A 20,255-nucleotide genomic window follows, 5' to 3' on the forward strand; every position below is an offset into this window, starting at 1 on the left:
GTGCGCGAAACACCCACCCGCCTGCCCGCCCTCCCTCCGGCCACCCGAGTGACTCATCGACCACGTACGGAGATCACCCCGATGGACGCAGTTCGGCGCAGTCGTCGACGAAGGCGCGGAGCCGGCGGATCAGGCTCAGGAAGGTGGCGGGGTCCCTCGGCGCGCCTCCGGGGGCGCCCTGGAGCCACTGATGCCACAGCCCGTCCGGGACCAGAAAGCGCGAGGCGTGGTCTGCCCCCAGGTTCAGGTCGAGGTACAGAAGGGCGCCCATCGCTACCAGCTGGTTGTAGGCGAGGTCGGGACGGCGGAGGTATCGATCAAGGTAGTCGGCCAGCAGATCGGCGTCATGCGGCGTGCCGAACGTGGCCAGGGCCACGCAGTACGCCAAGCCGGCACAGCACACCTCGCTGGCCAGCAGCAGATCTCCGAGGCGCTCGCGGAACTCGGTCCGCCCGGAGACGGCGATGAGCCACGCCGCGGTCCTGCGCTCACGCCACCCGCCTTCAAGGAGTACGGCGAGCTCGTCGGAGGTGATGAGTCCGGCGTCTTCGACGAGAGCCCGCGCGAACCGGTCGTACTCCGGCCCCTCCAGGCGCAGCAGGCTGCCGCCGAGCTTCAGGTAGCGGCGGTCGGGCGTGACATAGCGACGGACCAGGTCCAGCAACTCGGCATCCTCATAGGCACGGCGCACCACAGCATCCTGTCTCGCCGAACCGCGATCCGGCCAACTCTTTCGGGTCGGCAAACGGTTTGTCAGAGGGCGGTGCGAGGATGGCAGTGTGTCCCGGGTCAGGCGACCGGGACGAGGACGTCGACAGTTGCGAGCGGTCGGAGGCGGCATGGCCAAGGAATTCCAAGTGACGTACGACTGCGCCGATCCGGGTGCGCAGGCGGCGTTCTGGGCGACGGTTCTGGGCTATCGCATCGCGCCCCCGCCCGAGGGCTTCCCGGACTGGACGGCTGCGCTGACGGCATGGGGCGTGCCGCCCGAGCACCACAACGACCGGTCGGCCATCACGGATCCGGACGGCAAGGGGCCGAGGGTGTTCTTCCAGAAGGTCCCGGAGGGCAAGGTGGTGAAGAACCGCTTGCACCTGGATGTGCGCGCCGCACCCGGCCTGACCGGGGACGAGCGGATGGCCGCGCTGGAGGAGGAGGCCACCCGGCTGGAGGGGCTGGGAGCGAAGCGGCTGTACCGGCTCGAGCCCAATGACATGGACGAGGGGATCATCGTGATGGCCGACCCCGAGGGGAACGAATTCTGCCTGGACTGAGGGCAGGGCGCCGGCATCCGTCCGGCGCCCGTCGGGGCGACTTTCCGGCCTGCGGCAGCGAGGCTGCCGCAGGCCGTGATCGAGGCGGCGTGACAAGACCTAGCGCGAGGCCACCGGCCGGTCCTTACCGGCCCTGATCAGCAGGACGGCCGGCACCAGCACCAGGATCATCGGCGTCGGCTCCATGATGGCCGCTCCCACGAAAGCCCAAGCGGTGAGGGCCCATCCGATGAACGGCGGGACCCGCACCTCGCGGCGCGCCAGGCTCAGGACGAGTGCGCCCAGCAGGATCAGCGGGAGCGCGAAGCTGCCGATCGAGACCCAGAAGGCGCCGGCGGCACCGGCGGGGTGTACGAACTCCTCGCGCGGCAGGTTCCACAGTGCGCCGGTCAACCAGTCCCCGAAGTACTGGGTGTTCTGTGCCCCCAGCACCACCAGATGCAGCAACCCCAACGACTGCAGAATCCACCCAGCCCAACGTGTCATGACGGACCGCCCCCTTACGAAACTCCTAGTTCCGAAACTGTCGGTACCGTAACATGGCCCGCATGGCACGACCCCGAGACTCCCGCGTGGACGAGGCGATCCTGACCGCCACGCGCGAACTGCTGGCGGAGAGCGGATACGCCGGGCTCACCATGGACGCCGTGGCCGAGCGCGCCCAGATCGGCAAGGCCGCGATCTACCGGCGCCACGCCACCAAGCAGGAGATGGTCTTCGCGGCGGCCGTGCACGGCGCCGACCTGCCGGCGCCGCCCGACACCGGCACACTGCTCGGCGATCTGACCGCGCTGGTACAGGAGATCGTGGACCATATGACCAACCCGGCCGCGGCCGCCGCGCTCCCCGGGCTGATGGGCGACATCGCCGGCTCTCCGGAGCTGGCCGCGCGCTTCGAGGACACCATGGTCACCCGCCAGAAGCTGGGAATCGGTCAGCTCCTCGACCGGGCGGTCACCCGTGGGGAGTTGACCGTCGTACCGGATGTGTCCCTGGTGCACGCCCTGGTGTCCGGGCCGGTCTTCGCCGTGATCTACATGCAGAACCGCTCGCCGGAGCGGCTGCCCCAGCAGCTGGGCGTGCTGCTCCACGCGGCGCTGACCACCCCCTCGCGTACGGCATGAGAAGCGCCGGGCGGGACCCATCTCCCCCCGGCCCGGCGCCTCTTCGGATGCTCCGCACCACGCTCCGCCCCACGTCGCCGGAGCGTCCATGGTTCGCCGAACGCGCCGATCGGAAACGGGTCCCCATCGGCGCGTCGCGGACCGCGGGCGGCGGTGATGTCAGCCGAGGTGCCGGGAGAAGAACCTCAGCGCGCTGTCCAGCTCGAATGCCGGGATCTCCCCGTGCTTGCCGGGGTTGGCGTGCAGCGTCTTCTCGGCTGAGGCCAACGCGTCGAACAGCGCCAGGCTCTGCTCGCGCGGCACCCGCTCATCGTCCCACTGCACCAGGAACTCCACCGGGACGGTGATCCGCGCGGCGTCCTCGGCCGTGGCCAAGGCCCCGCCCAGCCCCAGCACCGCCGCGCGGACCCGGGGTTCGGCGGCAACGAACGGAACCCCCAGTCCGCACCCCAGCGACACGCCCCAGTAGCCCACCGGACCGGCGCCGACCTGGTCGAGCTGCTGAACCGCGTCGAGCACCGCCTGCCATTCCGGGACGGTCTGACCGGCTACGAGCGCCTGGAAGCCGGCGATCAGCGGAGCCAACTCCTCCCCGGCCTCCACGCGAGCCTGGTTCTCGGTCGCGATCCGGTTGTACGTCTCGTCCATCGGCCGGTTCCCATGACCGGGTACGTCGACCGCCGCCACCGCGAAACCGCACTCGGCCACGAAACGGTGCGCACGGGCAAGGATGCCGGGGGCCTTCTTGTGCTGACCGCCGCCGTGTCCCATCACGATCAGGGGGCGAGTACCGGCAGCGCCTTCCGGCGTCCAGAGCACGCCGGGGATCTCGCCGAGGGTGAAGAGCTGTTCGCGGACGCCGTCGGAGGACGTCTCAGAGGTGAAGCGCATAGCGTGTGAAGCCTTTCGGGATGCCTTCGGGCACTCCCTAGGCCATGCGGAGGAGGGAGGCCCGACACGTCACATCGTTGATCGGTCTCACCTCCTTCAGTTCGCAGCGGCGCACGGCGTCGCCGAACTTACACCTGACGGTGGTGCAAACGCCAAACTCGTCCCATGACCACCGACTTCACCGTGCGCCCGGCCCTACCCGCCGATGCGCGCCTGTTGGCAGAACTGCGCTGGACGTTCAAGCAAGAGGATCACGAAGGACGGCCAAGAGCGCAGCCCCTGGAAGGGGCCGAGCAGTGGATCCACGACCGGCGCAGCGGAACAAGGGAGCCGGCTCGTCGCTCCTTGGGGCGCTGAAGCAGCACTGCCGCAACGTGGGCTTCGACACCCTGATCGTCTGGCCGTCCGAGCGCAGCAGCCCCCTCTGGCAGCGCTCCGGCTTCCAACCCTCGGAGGAACTGCTGGAACTTCCACTCGACACCTGACGAACTCGGCATCGGGGCACGGGCCCGCACCGCCCCGACGAGAAGGAGGCGCCGGGTATGGCAGTCGACTCGGCGCCGAAGATCTTTTCTTCACACCACCTTCACTGTCACCATGTGCCGTATGACGCACATCGCCAAGGGCGCCAACACCCCTGTCCCCACCGCCCCTTTGCGGATCGCCGTGGGCCGCAACCGGGTGCCGGGGGTGCCGGCCGTCAGCGCCGCCGCCCTGCTGCTCGACGCGACCGGCAAGGTGCGCGGCGGCGCCGACATCGTCCTTAACACTCGGCCTGCGCATCCGTCCGGGGCCGTGCGGCACGTGGGCACCGGTGAGGGCGGCGGGCAGCTCGCCGAGTGGCTGGAGTTGGACCTGCCGCGGATCGAACCGGCCGTCCAGCGGGTGCTGATCGCCGGGTCCGTGGACGGCGGGGTGTTCGGCCAGGTCCCCGGCCTGCGCGCGCAGGTGGTGTCGCTCGACGGCGCGGTGGTGGCGCACTACGACGTGACGGACGCCTCCAGCGAGACGGCTTTCGTGCTGGGGGAGTTCTACCGGCGCGACGGGGCGTGGAAGTTCCGCGCCGTGGGCCAGGGCTACGACTCGGGGCTGGCGGGGCTGGCGACGGACTTCGGGGTCGTAGTGGGGGAGGCTCCGCCGGCGTCCGGACCGGTGCCGCTGACGGGCGTGACCAAGACGGGTTCGGCGCCGGTGGGCACGGCCACGCCACCGGTGCCGGCGCCCGCGGCGCCTCACCCGGCCGAGCCGGTGCCCTCCGCACCCGAGGTCGCCACCGTCACCGCCCCCACCGACACCCTGCCCTGGGGAGCCGGATTCTTCGACTTCGAGCCGCGCGTCTACAGCGGCAAGGGCGAGAAGACGGTCACCGTGGACCTGCCGTTCCCGCCGGACTGCGAACCGGTGATCCTGGAGGCACGAGTCCAGGAGTACCAATTCCTCCACGTCCAGATCGTCGGCCGCTCCAGCGACGTCTTCTGCGACGACCTGCCTGAATTCCACAGCCGCGCCCTGCTCGTGCCGCCCCGCAAGGGCGGCCCGTTGAAGATGAAGGTGGGCCACTCCGGGAAGTGGGAGCTCACCCTCCGGCCCCTGTCCGCGGCCCGCCCGATCGGCACCGGGACGGTCCAGGGAAGCGCCCGCGAGGTCTTCATCCACACGGGCGGCGCGGCCGAACTGAAGGTCCGGGCGACGGACCGGCACAACGGATGGTTCCAACTGAACCACCACCAGGGCGACACACCCGCCGAGCTGCGACGCCCCGCCGAGGAGCTCATCCACGCCTGGAACGGCCGCCGGGTCAAGGAGAAGGTCCGTATCCCCGAGGGCCCCCTCCTGCTCGTGATCGACAAGAGCCGGCACGAGTGGGAGTTCACCCTCGACCCACTGCCCGTAGGCGAGTCGTCCCCCCGAGCGGGGCGGCTCTGGCGTGGAGAGCGCCCTCGCTGAACGTGAGGGTGCCTCAGCCGGGATAGTCCCGCCGCGTCCCGCCGCGCGGTATCCAGCCAGGCCCGAACGGCTTTGTGCCATTCGTCGGCAAACGGCCGCCGGTATCTCCGACGCCCAGCTAGACAAGAGGGCTGGAGTGGCCCGCTGCCGCCCCGGGCGTCGTGGTTGCCGGTCGTTGGGGGAGGTCTGAACGGTTGCTGACCATCAATGAGCTCGCGAGCGGCGTCACGCAGGCCGGCCGATGAGCCCCCGCGCGCGCAGGGGTCGCCCGCCGGCCCGGCGGCGGACCCGGGCCCGCAGGCCCGGCAAGCGGCGGCAGCGCGCAGAGGACCGGGTGATTGGGCTCCTCGTGGCCGCGGTCGTCGCCGTCGCCCTGATGGTGGCCGTTGTCGACTGGCTGCTGGCCCACCGATGGATCCTGGTCGTCGTCGGAACGCTCGCGGTACTGGCCGGCGGCGTCCGGCTCCACCAGAAGCAGCAGAGGGCCCGGTGGGAGGCGGTCCGCACGCAGGGGCTGCGGTACGGACTGTCCCAGCTGGACGCCCTGCACCACTCCCGGTTCGAGGACGCCGTACGGGACTTGATGCGCCGTGACGGCTGCCGGGACGCGGTCCGCAGCGGCGGTGGCGGAGACCTCGGGGCCGACGTGAAGGCCACCGACCCGTACGGGCGACGCTGGGTGATCCAGTGCAAACACCGGCGCAACGGCCTGGCCGGAGCCGCGGTAGGGACGCCGGACCTCCAAGTCCTCAACGGCACCGCACGCCAGGTCCACGGCGCCGACGTCGCGGTGATCGTCACCAACGGCCGGGTCACCGCACCGGCTGTGGCCTTCGCCACGCAGCAGCGGCTCCACGTCGTCGACCGCCACACCCTCGCGGTGTGGGCGTCCGGCTCGCGTCCCCTGTGGGAGCTGCTCCGGGCTGTCCCGCCGCCACGCAGACCGACCGAGCTGTCCTGAACAGCCCCCGGCGGACCGTGTCACCAAGTGTCCTTCCGGAGCTGCCGCAGCCGGGCCGCGAGCTCACCGGGAACGGCGTCCCGGTTCGCCGCCGTGAGGTGGACGACTTCGATATCGGTGCGCCGCCTCAGGGCGTCGGTGAACGGATCGCGGTGCACGTGGACCGTCGCGACGACGTCGACCTCCGCCACGAACAGCGCGTCGACCGCGTCCCGGAACTCCGCGCACTCCAGCTCCATCCGCCCCAGCTCGTCGATGAGCACCAGCTGCCCTGCCGCTTCGCCGGTTGCAGCCGGCCGAAGCGACGGCAGCGCCAGCCGTTCCATGACGCCCAGGTCGACGCCGTACTTCCCTACCCGCGGCGGCCCGGGCAGGTCGACATGGGCGAGCACCTCCCGTCGGCCCGCCAGGGTTTCCAGGGCGAAACCGACGCGGGCGCCGGACTGCCGGATCTCCTCGGTGGTGAAGCCGGTGGCCGCGCCGGCGGGCAGCAGCGCGGACAGTCGACGCAGGGCGGTCGTCTTGCCCACGCCCGGGCGGCCTTCCAGCAGGATTCTCGTCGGCACACCGCCATCTTCACCCCGCTTCCGCGAACGGACCGGGCGGGCGGCTCGGCCGAACAGGGGTTTTGGGGTGCTTGGCCGGTGCCGGGGCCGCCGTGGCGGGTATGGCGCCGCGCATGAGCGGAATGGAACTCAGCAGTGCCGCGTTCGACGACAAGACGGTGATTCCCCGCCGGTACAGCGGGGAGGGAGAGAACATCTCACCGCCTCTGACCTGGTCGGGGGTGCCCGAGGAGGCCACGGAGCTGGTGCTCCTGTGCGAGGACCCGGACGCGCCGGGGTCCACCTTCCTGCACTGGCTGGTGACGGGCATCGACCCCGGGACCACCGGTGTGACGGAGGGCCAGAAGCCCACGGGCGGCCTGCCCTGGCCCAACGACTTCGGGCACGTGGGCTGGGGAGGGCCGATGCCTCCACCGGGGCATGGGACGCACCGCTACTTCTTCCGCCTGTACGCCCTGTCCGAGCCACTCCAGCTGCCCGAACACCCGGGCGTGGACGACGTACACCGAGCCCTGAAGGGCAAGGAGCTGGCCTCCGGCACCCTCGTCGGTACCTACCAACGCTGAGCCGGCACGGGGCCGGTCGTTGCCGGGGGAGGAGTGGCCGGTCGCCGTCGGCCGTAGCCACAGCAGCCGGCCGGTCACCGTCGGCCGTAGCCGGGGCAGCGAGCCGGTCACCGCTCGTCGTAGCCATGGGCGCCGTACAGCCGGACGAACCTGGCCACGGCGACCGTCCTGAGGCGCACCAGCCCGCAGGCCCCCCGCTCGTACAGCTCGACGTACTCCTGCCCGCCCCGCCCGATCGGCTGGACGAGCCGGCCACCGCCGCGCAGCTGCTCCACCAGCGGCTCCGGCACCTGCGGGAAGGCCGCGCAGACGATGACGGCGTCGTACGGCGCCGGGGCCGGCACCCCGAGGGTCCCGTCGCCGACTACGACCTCGGCGTTGCCGACCCCCTGCGCGGCCAGCCGCAGGCGGGCCTCCTCGGCCAGGTCGGGGTAGCGCTCGACGCTGACGACGGACGCGGCCAGGCGGGCCAGCAGCGCGGTCTGCCAGCCGTATCCGGTCCCGACCTCCAGGACGTGTTCGTCTCCGGTGAGGCCGAGCGCGGCGACCATCATGGCGATCAGCGAGGGCTGGGTGGTGACCTGCCCGTGCGGGAGGGGAACGGGCGTGTCCCGGTACGAGGACGCGGCCTCCTCCACGGGGACGAAGTCCGCCCGAGGGATGCTGCGTACGGCATCGAGGAGGCGGCTGTCGCTCACGCCCACGGCGCGGGCCGCCCGGACCAGGTCCTCGGGGGTCCCTTCAGGGGTCATGGGGCATCGGACCCCCGGGAGGTCCCCGGGTCGGCGTACCGCAGTACGGCGCCCACGCCTTCGTACAGCCTCAGTCCGCTCTCCGGTACGGCGACCAGCTCGGCGCCGGTGCCGACGAGGGCCCGGACGAGGGCCTCGTCGGCGGGTTCCTCGCGCGGGGCCCGGACCCCGAAGGACACCAGCTCCGCCTCCGTCAGCGCGAGCTGAGTGGGCTGGGAGCCCGTCCAGAGCCGCAGCGAGGATCGGGGCGTACGGTTCAGCAGCAGTGCCGCGACCTGGCCGCGCTGGAGGGCGGCGACGGTGGCGGCCAGCCCCTCCGTGACAGGCCCGTCCAGGGCGCGCCGGCTGATGAAGAGGTCCACGAGTTCCCGGTCGTGCGCGGCGATGTGGCCGCGGAAGACGGCGTCCAGCTGAGGCTCCAGCAGGGCGCGCCCGGTGTCGGTGGGGGTCCGGCCGCCGACGCGGACGACCTTGTCCCGCAGGGTCTGCGGCAGGCGGCGGATCAGTACGTTGCATGCCCACTCGTCCCCGCCCATGACGACGGCGTCGGCATGGGCGTGCCGCGCCCGCTCGTCCAGCAGGTGGCCGAGCCGGAGGCAGGTGCGGTGCCAGGTCGCCACCGCGACCCTGTGGTGCAGGCGCTCACCGGGGGTGACGGTGGAGGCGGGCCAGGTGCCGGTCTCCGCCTCCAGGGTCACCCAGCCGTGGGTCTCGGCGGTGGGAAGGCCGCTGTAGTGGACGACCACGGCCAGGTAGGGGATCTCCGGAACGTGCTGGGTGACCAGGGGCATCGCGTCCGGCAGGGTGCTGTAGCGCGCGGAGTCGTGCTCGGGCGGCCTGGGCAGCTCGCCGTCCAGGAGGAGCGTGCCGTGGGCGGCGAAGATCGCCTGACCGTGCATCCCCGGCACCTCCGAGTCGGCGCCGACCACCTCCTCCAGTACGTTCAGCAGCGCCCGGTCCGCGCCCTGGCGGGAGAGGCTCTCGCGCAGCCGCCCCCAGCGCCGCGCGATGGCCCGCTCGGGATGCTCGACGTCCCGGGAGGTGTCCAGGTACACGGAGGCGAACGGGCCCGACTCCGCGTAGAGGGGCTCAAGGAACGACAGCCGCATCGCCACTCCTCATCGACGCTCCCCCCACCTTCGACGCTCCCCCCCACCTTCGATGATGCGCGCCGTTCGACGATGTGCGTCGAGGTGCGTCAGCGCACGGCCGTGGGGTGCGGGCACTCCGGCAGCGCCGGCCGTTCCCTGGTGCGTACGGCGGGCAGCCAGGCCGCGGGGGGCGTGGAGCCGGGCGGGAGGTGGACGCGGAACCAGTGGGTGGACCGCAGGTCCTCCTCGTCGATGATGGGCTGTCCGTCGGGCAGCTCGCAGTCCGCGGTGAGGACGTCGCCGTGCCACACCCTGGTCGGTACGACGTTTTCCGCGGTGTAGGGCTGTGCGGGATCGATCGCCAGGCCCAGACTGCACTGCCGGTCCCGGTCGACCCGGTCCTGGCAGCCCCGCTCCGCGTTGAAGACCCGGACCGTGCCGACCGTCGCGCCCGTACGGCCGGACTGTGCGGGCGAGCTCGCGCGTACCGCGTCCGAGTACAGGGTCGCGCCGGCAACCCCGCACAGCGCGGTGGCGAGGACGGCGGCGCGGGCCCGGCCCCGTAGCCGCCCCGCCCCGGGCGTCTGCTGCTCGGCGGTGATACGGGCGAGCAGGCTCTCGGCGGTGTGCGGGGCGCGGGCCGCGTGGGTCGGGGCGAGGCAGTCGGCGATCAGCGCCCGCCAGAACGGCGGCACGGCGTGGTCCATGCGCAGCGGGGCACGCCCCTCGCCGTACTCCTGGACCGCGGCGCCCCGCGCCATGGGTGTGGCGCCGGGGAACGGTGAGGCGCCCGACGCGAAGACCTCGTGGATGAGGATGCCCAGGGCCCAGATGTCGGCGGTCGGCCGGACCCGCACGCCGAGTTCGCCCAGGGGCGCCCTCCAGCGCTCGGGCGGCAGGTAGTCCAGGGTGCCCATGGGCGGCGCATAGCCGTGCGTCCCCGTCAGCTCGGTGGCGAGGCCGAAGTCCGAGAGCTTCACGGAACCGTCCCCGCCCAGGAGGACGTTCTCCGGCTTGAGATCCGCGTGGACCCAGCCCGAGCGGTGGAGATGCGAGAGTCCCTCGCAGATTCCCGCGATCAGCCGGGCGCGATCGGCCTCGGGCACCCCCGTGTCGACGAGTTCCCGCAGACTGCCGGCGGCCCGCTCCATGACCAGCACGATCGCCCCCTCCAGGGAGGGACGGTCGGGTGAGGCGAGAACGAACGACTCCCGGAGGCCGATCAGCCTGGGATGCCCGGCCCTGCGCCCGAGCTCGACCTCGCGGCGGGCGGATTCCACGATCCTGCGCGCCTGCCGAGGCGCGAGCCCCGCGGTCGGCATGATCTTGAGCGCGACGTCGCTGGGGCCCGAGGACCGGCCCGTGCGGGCCTCGCCGGTTCCGCCCGGGGGCCCGTCGGCAGGCCGCGCCGCGTAGACGGAGGACCAGCCTCCGGATCCGATCAGCTCGGTGACCACCCAGCCGCCCACCTGACAGCCGGGTGGGAGAAGGTCGGCGCGGTCGTGCTCCGCGGTGTCTCCATGGCCGTGCGGCGGTGTCATCGTGCGGCCGGCCGCTCCCGCCCGCCGGCCCCGGCCAGGGGCGGCAGCAGCGCGAGGTGCTCTTCCCGTACGAGGCCGAACCGCAGCGCGAGCCCGACGATCTCCTCCCGCTTGCCGTTGCGGCGGTCGCCCTTGCCGGGTTCGTGGGCGTCCGCGACGCCGAGGCGCAACTTCTCCTCGGCGAGGTAGTCGATGTGCGAGCTGACCGCCCGCGCGGTCAGCGTGCCGCAGGTGACGTGCCCCCTGAGCCGCTCGACGATCTGCGGAGTGGTGGGGACCGCCACGCGGGACTGGTCACGCAGGCGCGGTTCGCAGAGTGCGACCAGGACGAGGAAGTACGTGGCCGTCTCGTCCAGGGAGTAGGCGGTGACCGTGCTGGTTCCCCAGGGAACGCCCATGGCCTCCGGGTCCAGATAGAGGTGGTCGGGGGCGAACACCTGGAAGGAGATGGTGACGTCACCGCGGGTGGGCAGCACGACGCGGGAGAACTCGAACGGGATGGGCGCCCCGACCCGTCGCGGCGGAACCCTCAGGTATTCCCCCGCTCCCTCCGGATTCTCCACGAGATAGCTGTGGGTGGTGCTGTGGTTCGTCAGCTGCCAGTGGTCGTCTGTCACGCGGATCTCCCCGGCGAGCCGGGAGATCGCGGGGTCGGCGAGGCGCAGCTCGACGGGGACCGTCGTGGAGCCCCGTCCGAAGCGGGCGACCTCGCCCGGGCCGAGCCGTAACGTCACCGCGTCACCGTGCGGTTCGCCGCCGTCGGCGCCACCGCTTCCCTGCGGCAGATGGACCACTACGCCGCTCACCGCTCCCCCCCGTTCCCCCGCGTCGCACTTGCCTGACGAGCGGAACGATACTCATCGGTCAGGGGAGTTCACCGGCGTACTTCGGCCACTTCACCGGGACCGCCGACGGGGTCAGGCCGGCCGGCCGAATGTGGTGCGAGCAGGCTCCTGAACCGCTCTCACCAGGGCGCTCTTTCACGGGTCCCGTGAGGCACTCCGTTGGCTGTGTCTCAGGTCACCGGGGTGCCGCGAGAGGGGCAGCGATTTGAGGCTGTTTCCCGTTCTCTGCCCGGCTGTTCGGCCCGGAGGGTATCGCGCCGAGGCGCCGGGGGAACGGCCTGCCGCCGCGGGCGGCCGGGGCGCGGGAGGAGCCTCCCGCGCCGGGTGCGGATGCCTCGTTCCGCGTTGCGCAAGGTGGGGAACGTCACCGTGCGGGGAGGGAAGGAACCGGCGTACGGGGCGGCTTCGCGGCGCCGACGAAACGTCGATGTGCCCGTTCACTTGGCGAGATCCGCACCCTCCGCTCACAGAGCGGGACTGCCCGACACGAGGGGCGCGACCGTGCGGTCGCCGAAGGCCGTCCATGGGTGCCACCCGCCGTTCGGCCGGTCCTGGACGCGGGTCCGCATCCTGCCCGCGCCGGTGACGGCGAAGACGTGCAGCCGCCCGGTGGAGTCCAGCGCGGCCGTGGGCGTGGCGACGAGCCTGATGCCGGGCTCGCCGAACTCGCCGCCGGGATGCCAGTCCCCGCCCGGAGCGACCTGCCAGCGGTGGCTCAGCCGGGCGCCGCCGGGCGTCAGGGAGAACGCCTCCAGCCGGCCGTCGGCGTTGGCGGCGAACGCCGGGGCGGCGGCGCTCCAGCCGAACAGCCCCCGCCAGTCGCCCCAGCCACCGCTCGGCGCGGCCTGCCGCCGGGCGAAGCTTCCCACGCCCGACGGACCGATCGCGGCGACACCGAGCCGGCCGCTGCCGTCCCTGGCCACCCGAGGGGCGGCGCCGGCCGCGGTGCCGAACCGGTGCCATGCCGCGGTCCAGCGGCCGCCGGGCGCCTCCTGCCAGCGGTGGTAGATCCCGGAGCCGCCGGGGGAGAGGGCGAACACCTCCAGCCGGCCGTCCGCGTTCGCCGCGACCACCGGTGGCGCGCCCGCCGCCCCGCCGAAGCCGGGCTCCCACGGGTCCCAGCTCAGGGACCCGGGCGAGCCCTGCCGACGCCGGGCGACGGAGGCGCCGCCGGGGCTCAGGGCGAAGACCTCCAGCCGGCCGTCGGCGTCGCGGGCGACCGCAGGGGTGGCACCCGCCGGGCCGCCGAACTCCTCCCAGGCGTGCCAGCCACCGTCCGGCCGCTGCGCCCGGTGGTGCAGGTTGACGCCGCCCGGGGCGAGGGAGAACACCTCCAGCCTGCCGTTGACGTTGCGGCCGAGGGTGGGAACCGCGCCGGCCGGTCCTCCGAAGGACTCCCACTCCGACCAGGTGTCGGTGTACGGGTCGAGCTGCACGCGCCGCAGCATCGAGCGGTCGGTGGCGTCGAGTGCGAAGACCGTCAGTCGGCCGTGCACGTCGAGGCCGGCCACCGGGTTGTCGGGGCTCTGCCACGGCGGTGGGGTGTCCCGCCAGTACAGCGGCGCCCCGTACAGCCCATGACGGAACCAGCCCGCGGCGCTGGCGTACCACGCTTCCCCGTCGCGCACGACCTCGACGGCGTGACCGGCCACATGACCCGCGTACCCGGCCAGTTCGAAGTGGAAGGGATCCCGCGAGGCCAGTACGTCGGTGCCCTCGTAGCCGCCGCGCGGCCCGATGAACAGGTAGTACCAGCCGTCCCGTTCGACGACGCACGGCGACTCGGTGACCGAGACGGTCGCGTCCGTGCTCGCGTCGGTGAAGGCCACGCCCGGCTCGCTCCAGTGCAGCAGATCGGCGGAACGCCGGTAGGCCACGACATGGTGGCCGCCCGCACCCGAGAGTTCTGTGTAGTACATGACCCACTCGCCGCCGACCCGCAGCACCATGGGGTCGCGCGCGGCGAGCCCCCGGAACAGCGGGCCGGACGGTTCGCGGGTCCAGGTGAACAGGTCGGTCGACGTGGCGAGGTTGATCGCGGCACCACTCTCGCCGCCCGCGGCGTAGAACATCCAGAACGTGCCGCCGGCCTCGACGACGTGCGGCGCCCACAGGTGTTCCTCGCCGAAATAGGACGGGTCGACGGTGAGCGCGTCGGCGTGGGTGGTCCACGGCCCGTTCGGACTCGCCGCGGAGGCGTGGGCGAAGGTGATCTCCGCCGAGCTGTCCGGGGATTCGCCGCGCGGCGCGCTGTCTCCGACGATGCCGAACAGGTGCCAGCGGCCCTGGGCCTTGATCAGCGTATGGTCGTTGAGGTAGCGCGGGCCGGCCGGGGTGGACGGGTCGTAGACGTACGTGAAGGGTCCCGCGCCGACCCAGTGCGGGGCCGGGGCGTCCGCGGAGGTCGCGGCGACGGCCGGGCCGGCGCCCAGGAACGGGAGCGCGCCCGCCCCGGCAGCACCGCGCAACAGGCTCCGTCTGCTGATCGGAAGCACGAGTCCCTCCAGCGGGACCGGTGGCCGGCCGTGCGTCGTACAGGGCACAGCCGACCACGGGAGAGGTCAATGAGGACGGGGGAGATGGTCAGTTGAGGGTGGGGCCGGGGGTGTCGTTGACCCAGGTCCATTCGGACCAGGTGGTGAAGCCTGTCTGCCACTTGTGGAAGGTGCCGGCGTGGCTCGTGCCGAAGATCTCGATGCGGCCGTCGGCGTTGGTGGCGGCGGTGACTTCGCTGCCGCCGGTGCCGAAGGCGGCCCACTCGCTGTAGGGCGCGTTGACGGCGCTCTGCCACATATGCATGGCGGTGCTGCCGTTCATGGCGAAGACCTCCACACGCCCGTCGGGGGTACGTTCGCTGGTGAGCTGCGAATCGGCAGGGCCGCCGGTGGGCTCCCACTCGGACCAACTGGTCGGACTGGTCTGGTACTTGTGGAACACACCCACCGGACCGGAGGCGAAGATCTCCAGGCGGCCGTCGGCATTGTGGTCGACCGTCAGGTCGCGTCCGCCGCCGCCGAAGGCGCCCCAGGGGGACCACCCGCCGTTGGGGGCGGTCTGGTACTGGTGCTGGAAGGTGTCGCCGTTGAGGGCGAAGACTTCCAGGCGCCCGTCGGGTGACTTCTCCATCTCCACGCGGCTGTCGGCAGGGCCGCCGCCCGTGGGCTCCCATTCCGACCAGCCGCCGTTCGGGGCGAGTTGGTACCGGTGGAAGAGACCGACCGGGCCCGAGGCGTAGACCTCGATACGGCCGTCGGCGTTGACACCGGCCGCGGTGTCCCGTCCGCCACCGCCGAAGGTTTCCCAGTTCGACCAGCCACCGGACGGGCTCATCTGCCAGCGGTGCTGGAAGGTGTTCCCATTGAGGGCGAACAGTTCCAGGCGGCCGTCCGCGTTGGGCGCGATGGCGAGTTCCGCGTTGCCGGGTCCCCCGAGGGCTTCCCAAGCCGACCAGTTGCCGTTGACCTCCTGCTGCCAGGCGTGGTGGATGCCATCGGCTCCGGCGGCGAACACCTCAAGGCGCCCGTCCGCCGACCGCGCCGACACGACCCGCCCCGACTCGGCCGGATACACCAACGGCCGGGGGCGCGGGCCGTTGCCCGGGGTGCAGGGCAGCACGACGCCGCGCTCCGCGAGGTAGTCCTCGGGGTCGATACCGTACGTGGCGGAGCGATCCCCCCAGATCCGCAGATGCAGGTGGGGGCCGGTGGACTGCCCCTCGGAGCCCATCAGAGCGATCTGCTGACCGGCCACGACCCGGTCACCGGCGGAGACGTCCCGCCGGGACATGTGCCCGTACTCGGAGATCCTCCCGTCGGGGTGCTGGACCCGGATCCACTGGCCGTAGCCGGGCTCGCGTCCGGAGATGGTCACCTCACCGTCGCCGACGGCGTAGATCGGCGTCCCGACGTCGTTGGCGATGTCGACGCCGTTGTGGTCCTTGTGGAAGTGCTGTGACACGAAACCGGCGGCCGGGCAAGCCGCGGTTCCGGCCGTGGCGGTACGCGCCGCGGCCGGAACCGCGGGCACCAGCGCCGGCAGCAGCAGGGCGGCTGCCACCGCGAGAACACAGGCCAGTGCGCGTCGGGAAAGTCCAGCAAGCACGAGACGCTCCTCCCCCCTCGAATCTCGGGGTGAATGGGATGGACGTGCGGGATACCCGCGTGGCCGAGGAGCGGGCGGTCTGGAAGGTAGCAACGGGACGGCGCCGGGAGACCCCGGAAGATTACGGACTGACAGGCGCCGGCGCGTCGGCTATGCCCTTGGCCTCGGCCGCGCGGGGGCGGGTGGAGCAGCGGACGGCACCGGCGCCCCTGGGACGCGGCGGCATCATCGAGATTTCATCGGTCCTCCCTAGCGTGGCCGCGTTCAGACGACGGCCTGTGAACAGGGGAAGGACGGCTCGATGGCGCGGAGGAGATTCAGAGCGAGGCTGCCGGTGGCGGCCGCGGCCGCGGTGGCGGTGATGAGCACGATGGCGGTCACCGCGCCCGCGGCCACGGGAGCAGCCGCCGCCGAACCGGGGCCGGACAAGCCGACGATCCGTTACACCGAGTACGGAATCCCGCACATCATCGCCTCCAACTGGGAGGATTTGGGGACGGGTTACGGATACGCGGCGGCCAAGGACAACATCTGCACCCTGGCCGACACCTACCTGATGGTCAACGCCCAGCGCTCCCGCCATCTGGGCCCCAATGGCAAGGCGAGCCCCGGCAAGGACCAGAACACCACCACCAATCTCAACAGTGACCTGTACTTCCAGCGGATCAAGGACAACGGGGTGGTGGAGCGGCTGATCGGCCTGCCCGCCCCCAACGGGCCGGAGCCGGAGGTCAAAGAGGCCATCCGCGGCTACGTCCAGGGATACAACCGGTACCTGTCCGAGACGGGCGTGAACAACATCACCGACCCGGCCTGCCGCGGTGCGGCCTGGGTGCGGCCCATCACGGAGCTGGACGTCTACCGGCACGCGCATGCCGAGATCATCATGGGCAGCGCCGATGCGCTGCTGGACGGCCTGGTGAACGCCACGCCCCCGGGCGCGTCGGCCGCCCCGCCGCCGGCCTCCTCGCCCGAGAAGGCTGGGAAGGCGGCGAACACCGCGAACGCTGCCAAGACCGCGAAGAAGATCCGCGACGCGATGGCGGCGAGCCACCGACAGAGCATGGGCAGCAACGCCTTGGCGGTGGGTTCCCAGGGCGTCTCCGGCGGCACCAGCATGCTGCTGGCCAACCCGCACTTCCCGTGGCAGGGCAAGAACCGGATGTGGCAGAGCCACCTGACGATCCCGGGAAAGGTCAACGTCTCCGGGGCAAGCCTGCTCGGACTCCCCGCGGTGAACATCGGCTACAACGACAACGTCGCCTGGAGCCACACGGTCGCCACCGTCGCTCCGTTCGGGCTGTTCGACGTGCAGGTGGATCCGCTGAACCCGACCAAGTACCTGGTCGACGGCGAGTGGGAGCAGATGACCTCACAGCAGGTCGCTGTCGACGTGCGCAACGCGGACGGCTCCATCGGCAAAGTCACCAGGACCCTGTGGTCCACCCGCTACGGCCCGATCACCACATCGATCCAGGGCATCCCCTTGCCCTGGGTGGTCAGCGCGCACGCGGTGCGCGACGTGAACATGGACAACCTGCGGGCGATGAACACCTGGTTCCGCCTCGACCAGGCCAAGGACGTCCACGACGTCGTGAACACCCTGGAGACCACCCAGGGCGTCCCCTTCTTCAACACCGTCGCCTCAGACCGCAAGGGCAACACCCTGTACGCGGACATCCAGGCCACCCCGAACATCACCGACGAGCACGCCAAGTCGTGCCTCACCATGACCGGTCAGCTGCTGTTCAACCCGGGGCTGCGGCCGTCGAACGTGCCGCCGGTCTCCATCTTCGACGGCAAGCGCAGCGAGTGCGACTGGCCCAACGACCCGAACGCGGTCGCACCAGGACTGCTGGACCCGCACAAGCAGCCGCGCCTGATCCGGTCCGACTTCGTGGGCAACGCCAACGACAGCGCCTGGCTGGCCAACCCCGAGCAGCCGCTGTCCTTCCCCCAGGTGATGGGCGACGCCGCGACGCCCAGGTCGCTGCGTACCCAGGAGCTGATCCTGACCGCGCAGAACCGGATCAACGGCACCGACGGCTTGCCGGGCAAGGGCTTCACGCCCGAGACCATGGGGAAGCTGCTGTTCGCCGACAACAGCAGGGCGGCCGACCTGACCCTCAACGCCACGGTGACGGCGTGCCAGAGCGTCCCCTTCGGGCTCGTCCTGGTGGACGGCAACCTGGTCAACGTGAGCGAGGCGTGTCCGATCCTGGCCGCCTGGAAGGACCACAACTACACGGCGGACAGCCGGGGATCCTGGCTGTTCGCGAACTTCTGGGTCCGCCTGCAAGGCGGGCAGTCGATCGAGAAACTGCCGTGGCGGGTCGCATTCGACCCCAAGGACCCGGTACACACGCCCAACTCACTCGACTCCGGAAACTCCGCCGTCCGCGACGCGCTGGCCCGGGCCGTCCACGCGCTGCGCAAGGCGGGCATCCCGCTGAACGCGCCGCTGTCGGACATCCAGAAGGTGACCCGTGGCAGTGAGCAGATCCCGATCCACGGCTCGATCGGCGAACTGGGCGTACTGAACGTGATCACTCCTGGCCAGGTCGACGGAAAGCTGGACATCGTCTTCGGCTCCAGCTTCATCCAGCAGGTGCGGTTCACCACCGACGGTCCGCCCCAGGCGTACTCCGTCATGGCCTACTCCCAGTCGGCCAACCCGAACTCCCCGCACTACGCCGATCAGACCAAGCTCTTCTCGGCCGGCCAATGGGTGACCGAGCGGTTCACCGAGGAGCAGATCGCGGCCTCACCGGCACTGCAGACCAAGGTTCTGAACTGAGCATGCCGAAAACACTCACCGGACTCACCAGGGGGTACACCATGACAAGGAGATCGAACTGGTGGCGCCTGGCGGCGGCGTGGATGCTCGCCGCCGTGGCCGTCGTCGCACCCGCGGCGTCGGCACAGGCCACCGACGGCGGCACCACGCCGCCACCGATGACGAACGGCTTCGGCCTGACCCAGGTCGGTACGTCAAAAGGAACCGCCACCAACTTCTACCTCACCGTGACCACGCCCGAGGTCGCGGGTGAGCAGCACATCAAAATCATTCTGCCGAGGGGCTACAACGACGACCCGGGCAGGCGCTACCCCGTGCTGTACTTCCTGCACGGATCACCGGACGACCCGATCCAGCAGAACTACCCGGCGCTGAGCATGTCGAACGAGATGATCACCGTCATCCCGGACGGCGGCGCCCGGAGCTGGTACGCCAACTGGCTCAATCAGAAGACGGTGCTGGGGGCCCAGAACTGGGAGAACTTCCACCTCAAGCAGGTGATCCCGTTCATCGACGCCAACCTGCGCACCATCGCCACCAAGAAGGCCAGGGCCGTCGCCGGCGTCTCCATGGGTGGATTCGGCGCCTTCCACTACGCCCAGGTCCGCCCCGACCTCTTCAGCCAGACCGCGTCCCTCTCGGGAGACATCGACCTGTCGGCCCGATCCATGGACCTGCGGATGGCCGTCGTCGCCTCCGTCACCGACGCGTTGGGCGCGATGTGCGCCTCTGCCTCCGGCTACTGCGATCCCAACGAATCCCCGTACAAGCCGGGTGTGGACAGCGACGCCCTGTTCGGCTCGCCCTACCCCGTGTTCAACGTCGACTGGCGGTGGAACGAGGTCGACCCGTCGCAGCACATGGACAGGCTCGCCAAGGGCGGAGTCGGGGTCTCCATCTACACGGGTGACGGCGGCGGTTCGCCGGTCGACATGGAGTTCTGGGTCTCCGGCGCCGCCAAGAACGTCAAGGCGAACATGGACGCCCTCGGCATGTCCTACTACTACGTCAACTACGGCGACGGCTCCGGCTGGGGCACCCAGTGCAACGGCGGCCACAACGCCGGCTGCTGGGAACAGGACCTGCGGGATCTGATCCCCCGCCTCGAGAGGTCCTTCGCCGCCTGACCGTTCCAGAACCTCCAGCGCCCGCCGTCGCCCCACCCACCGCTCCAGCGGTCCGGGGCCGACGGCGGGCGCCTTGGTCACGTACGGGCCGAGGGCGGGCGCCTTCGGCCCGTACGCGCCGAGCTGGAGCCGGCAGGGGACTTCAGACTCTCCCGATCAGACGGCGATCGGCTTGCGGTAGCGGACGTACTCGTTCTGGCGCCGGAACCCCACGCTCTCGTAGAGGTCGTAGGAGCGGTACGGATTCGCGGTCCCGGTGTACAAGCGGGCGGTCTCCGCGCCGTGCTCGCGAAGGCATCGCAGCCCCTCCAGCAGCAGGGCCCGCCCGAGTCCCAGACGCCTCGACTCCGCCCGGACGCCCAATTCTTCGACTTCGCCGATGGTGGGGTCCTGCCGACGGATCGAGCACAGGGCGACACCGGCCATGTGTTCCGCCAGAAGCTGGTTCTCGGACGGGTCGTCCAACGTGGCGCACGCTTCCGCGATCTCGGCGGGTGTCGGGACCCCTTGCACGACCGAGCGGGCGTCGACCCGGTCCCCCTCGACACAGCCCAGCCGCTCCGCGGCCATCGCGCCATGGTCGTCCGGGCCGCGGTACGGCCGGAAGACGTAGCCAGGCATCCGTTCCAGCGACGCAAGGCCGCTGCCGCTGTTCACGCCCACAGCAATCCC

The 20,255-nt window shown here is 71.3% G+C and carries 19 protein-coding genes; 8 read left to right on the forward strand and 11 right to left on the reverse strand.

The annotated features are described in order from the left end of the window. Positions 1–73 precede the first annotated feature (73 nt). Positions 74–691, reverse strand: a complete 618-nt coding sequence (locus IEZ01_RS22475) for a DUF6000 family protein (protein WP_229833143.1) — start codon at positions 689–691, stop codon at positions 74–76. Positions 692–839: 148 nt separating this feature from the next. Between IEZ01_RS22475 and IEZ01_RS22480 the strand changes: the two genes are divergently transcribed. Further along, positions 840–1,274 carry a VOC family protein gene (locus IEZ01_RS22480; RefSeq protein WP_189203402.1) on the forward strand — a complete coding sequence of 145 codons (435 nt, stop codon included), beginning with the start codon at positions 840–842 and terminating at the stop codon, positions 1,272–1,274. 99 nt (positions 1,275–1,373) lie between these two features. On the opposite strand, the gene IEZ01_RS22485 is transcribed toward IEZ01_RS22480, so the two are convergent. After that, positions 1,374–1,760, reverse strand: a complete 387-nt coding sequence (locus IEZ01_RS22485; protein ID WP_229833145.1) for a DUF6463 family protein — start codon at positions 1,758–1,760, stop codon at positions 1,374–1,376. Between the two features lie 62 nt (positions 1,761–1,822). On the opposite strand from IEZ01_RS22485, the gene IEZ01_RS22490 reads away from it, so the two are divergent. After that, positions 1,823–2,398 (forward strand): TetR/AcrR family transcriptional regulator, encoded by a 576-nt coding sequence (locus IEZ01_RS22490; RefSeq protein WP_229833147.1) that lies wholly within the window; start codon positions 1,823–1,825, stop codon positions 2,396–2,398. A gap of 159 nt (positions 2,399–2,557) precedes the next feature. Here the strand turns inward: IEZ01_RS22490 and IEZ01_RS22495 are convergent, their stop codons facing one another. After that, complete coding sequence (locus IEZ01_RS22495) at positions 2,558–3,289, reverse strand: dienelactone hydrolase family protein (protein WP_189203404.1); 732 nt, start codon at positions 3,287–3,289, stop codon at positions 2,558–2,560. Between the two features lie 296 nt (positions 3,290–3,585). On the opposite strand from IEZ01_RS22495, the gene IEZ01_RS35130 reads away from it, so the two are divergent. From IEZ01_RS35130 to IEZ01_RS22510, 3 genes are all read left to right on the forward strand, one after another. Then, positions 3,586–3,774, forward strand: a complete 189-nt coding sequence (locus IEZ01_RS35130; protein ID WP_229833150.1) for a GNAT family N-acetyltransferase — start codon at positions 3,586–3,588, stop codon at positions 3,772–3,774. Positions 3,775–3,895: 121 nt separating this feature from the next. Continuing rightward, a complete protein-coding gene (locus IEZ01_RS22505) occupies positions 3,896–5,236 on the forward strand; it encodes a TerD family protein (protein ID WP_229833151.1) in 1,341 nt (446 codons plus the stop codon). A gap of 241 nt (positions 5,237–5,477) precedes the next feature. Next, complete coding sequence (locus IEZ01_RS22510) at positions 5,478–6,197, forward strand: restriction endonuclease (protein WP_189203408.1); 720 nt, start codon at positions 5,478–5,480, stop codon at positions 6,195–6,197. Positions 6,198–6,217: 20 nt separating this feature from the next. Here IEZ01_RS22510 and IEZ01_RS22515 read toward each other — a convergent pair whose 3' ends face one another. Next, complete coding sequence (locus IEZ01_RS22515) at positions 6,218–6,763, reverse strand: nucleoside-triphosphatase (RefSeq protein WP_189203410.1); 546 nt, start codon at positions 6,761–6,763, stop codon at positions 6,218–6,220. A gap of 113 nt (positions 6,764–6,876) precedes the next feature. On the opposite strand from IEZ01_RS22515, the gene IEZ01_RS22520 reads away from it, so the two are divergent. Next, entirely contained in the window at positions 6,877–7,329 is a 453-nt protein-coding gene (locus IEZ01_RS22520; RefSeq protein WP_028798307.1) for a YbhB/YbcL family Raf kinase inhibitor-like protein, read from the forward strand. A gap of 107 nt (positions 7,330–7,436) precedes the next feature. Here the strand turns inward: IEZ01_RS22520 and IEZ01_RS22525 are convergent, their stop codons facing one another. The 6 genes from IEZ01_RS22525 to IEZ01_RS22550 form a co-directional block, all read right to left on the reverse strand. Then, positions 7,437–8,081 carry a protein-L-isoaspartate(D-aspartate) O-methyltransferase gene (locus IEZ01_RS22525; protein WP_019891633.1) on the reverse strand — a complete coding sequence of 215 codons (645 nt, stop codon included), beginning with the start codon at positions 8,079–8,081 and terminating at the stop codon, positions 7,437–7,439. Further along, positions 8,078–9,190: a baeRF2 domain-containing protein gene (locus IEZ01_RS22530; RefSeq protein ID WP_189203412.1), complete on the reverse strand. Its 1,113-nt coding sequence runs from the start codon at positions 9,188–9,190 to the stop codon at positions 8,078–8,080. Before IEZ01_RS22530 ends, IEZ01_RS22525 begins: the two co-directional genes overlap by 4 nt. An 89-nt stretch (positions 9,191–9,279) precedes the next feature. After that, a complete protein-coding gene (locus IEZ01_RS22535) occupies positions 9,280–10,713 on the reverse strand; it encodes a serine/threonine-protein kinase (protein WP_189203414.1) in 1,434 nt (477 codons plus the stop codon). Next, positions 10,710–11,519 carry an FHA domain-containing protein gene (locus IEZ01_RS22540; RefSeq protein WP_028798309.1) on the reverse strand — a complete coding sequence of 270 codons (810 nt, stop codon included), beginning with the start codon at positions 11,517–11,519 and terminating at the stop codon, positions 10,710–10,712. The genes IEZ01_RS22535 and IEZ01_RS22540 overlap by 4 nt, the downstream gene beginning before the upstream one ends. A gap of 503 nt (positions 11,520–12,022) precedes the next feature. After that, positions 12,023–14,053, reverse strand: a complete 2,031-nt coding sequence (locus tag IEZ01_RS22545) for a DUF8189 domain-containing protein (RefSeq protein WP_189203416.1) — start codon at positions 14,051–14,053, stop codon at positions 12,023–12,025. A gap of 88 nt (positions 14,054–14,141) precedes the next feature. Continuing rightward, positions 14,142–15,659 carry a DUF8189 domain-containing protein gene (locus IEZ01_RS22550; protein ID WP_028798311.1) on the reverse strand — a complete coding sequence of 506 codons (1,518 nt, stop codon included), beginning with the start codon at positions 15,657–15,659 and terminating at the stop codon, positions 14,142–14,144. Between the two features lie 301 nt (positions 15,660–15,960). On the opposite strand from IEZ01_RS22550, the gene IEZ01_RS22555 reads away from it, so the two are divergent. Together IEZ01_RS22555 and IEZ01_RS22560 are read left to right on the forward strand one after the other, a co-directional pair. Continuing rightward, positions 15,961–18,456: a penicillin acylase family protein gene (locus tag IEZ01_RS22555; RefSeq protein WP_028798312.1), complete on the forward strand. Its 2,496-nt coding sequence runs from the start codon at positions 15,961–15,963 to the stop codon at positions 18,454–18,456. 41 nt (positions 18,457–18,497) lie between these two features. Then, positions 18,498–19,583: an alpha/beta hydrolase gene (locus IEZ01_RS22560; protein ID WP_189203418.1), complete on the forward strand. Its 1,086-nt coding sequence runs from the start codon at positions 18,498–18,500 to the stop codon at positions 19,581–19,583. 156 nt (positions 19,584–19,739) lie between these two features. On the opposite strand, the gene IEZ01_RS22565 is transcribed toward IEZ01_RS22560, so the two are convergent. Then, complete coding sequence (locus tag IEZ01_RS22565; protein WP_229833153.1) at positions 19,740–20,246, reverse strand: GNAT family N-acetyltransferase; 507 nt, start codon at positions 20,244–20,246, stop codon at positions 19,740–19,742. Between the last annotated feature and the right edge of the window lie 9 nt (positions 20,247–20,255).

The sequence above is a fragment of the Streptomyces purpureus genome, from assembly GCF_014648195.1.
GTDB lineage: Bacteria > Actinomycetota > Actinomycetes > Streptomycetales > Streptomycetaceae > Streptomyces > Streptomyces purpureus.

What these genes read in the sequence shown, in the direction of transcription:
- IEZ01_RS22480 (WP_189203402.1), top strand. Translation starts at nt 840, where the DNA reads ATGGCCAAGGAATTCCAAGTGACGTACGACTGCGCCGATCCGGGTGCG.
- IEZ01_RS22485 (WP_229833145.1), bottom strand. Translation starts at nt 1,760, where the DNA reads ATGACACGTTGGGCTGGGTGGATTCTGCAGTCGTTGGGGTTGCTGCAT.
- IEZ01_RS22490 (WP_229833147.1), top strand. Translation starts at nt 1,823, where the DNA reads ATGGCACGACCCCGAGACTCCCGCGTGGACGAGGCGATCCTGACCGCC.
- IEZ01_RS22495 (WP_189203404.1), bottom strand. Translation starts at nt 3,289, where the DNA reads ATGCGCTTCACCTCTGAGACGTCCTCCGACGGCGTCCGCGAACAGCTC.
- IEZ01_RS22505 (WP_229833151.1), top strand. Translation starts at nt 3,896, where the DNA reads ATGACGCACATCGCCAAGGGCGCCAACACCCCTGTCCCCACCGCCCCT.
- IEZ01_RS22510 (WP_189203408.1), top strand. Translation starts at nt 5,478, where the DNA reads ATGAGCCCCCGCGCGCGCAGGGGTCGCCCGCCGGCCCGGCGGCGGACC.
- IEZ01_RS22520 (WP_028798307.1), top strand. Translation starts at nt 6,877, where the DNA reads ATGAGCGGAATGGAACTCAGCAGTGCCGCGTTCGACGACAAGACGGTG.
- IEZ01_RS22525 (WP_019891633.1), bottom strand. Translation starts at nt 8,081, where the DNA reads ATGACCCCTGAAGGGACCCCCGAGGACCTGGTCCGGGCGGCCCGCGCC.
- IEZ01_RS22530 (WP_189203412.1), bottom strand. Translation starts at nt 9,190, where the DNA reads ATGCGGCTGTCGTTCCTTGAGCCCCTCTACGCGGAGTCGGGCCCGTTC.
- IEZ01_RS22535 (WP_189203414.1), bottom strand. Translation starts at nt 10,713, where the DNA reads ATGACACCGCCGCACGGCCATGGAGACACCGCGGAGCACGACCGCGCC.
- IEZ01_RS22555 (WP_028798312.1), top strand. Translation starts at nt 15,961, where the DNA reads ATGGCGCGGAGGAGATTCAGAGCGAGGCTGCCGGTGGCGGCCGCGGCC.
- IEZ01_RS22560 (WP_189203418.1), top strand. Translation starts at nt 18,498, where the DNA reads ATGACAAGGAGATCGAACTGGTGGCGCCTGGCGGCGGCGTGGATGCTC.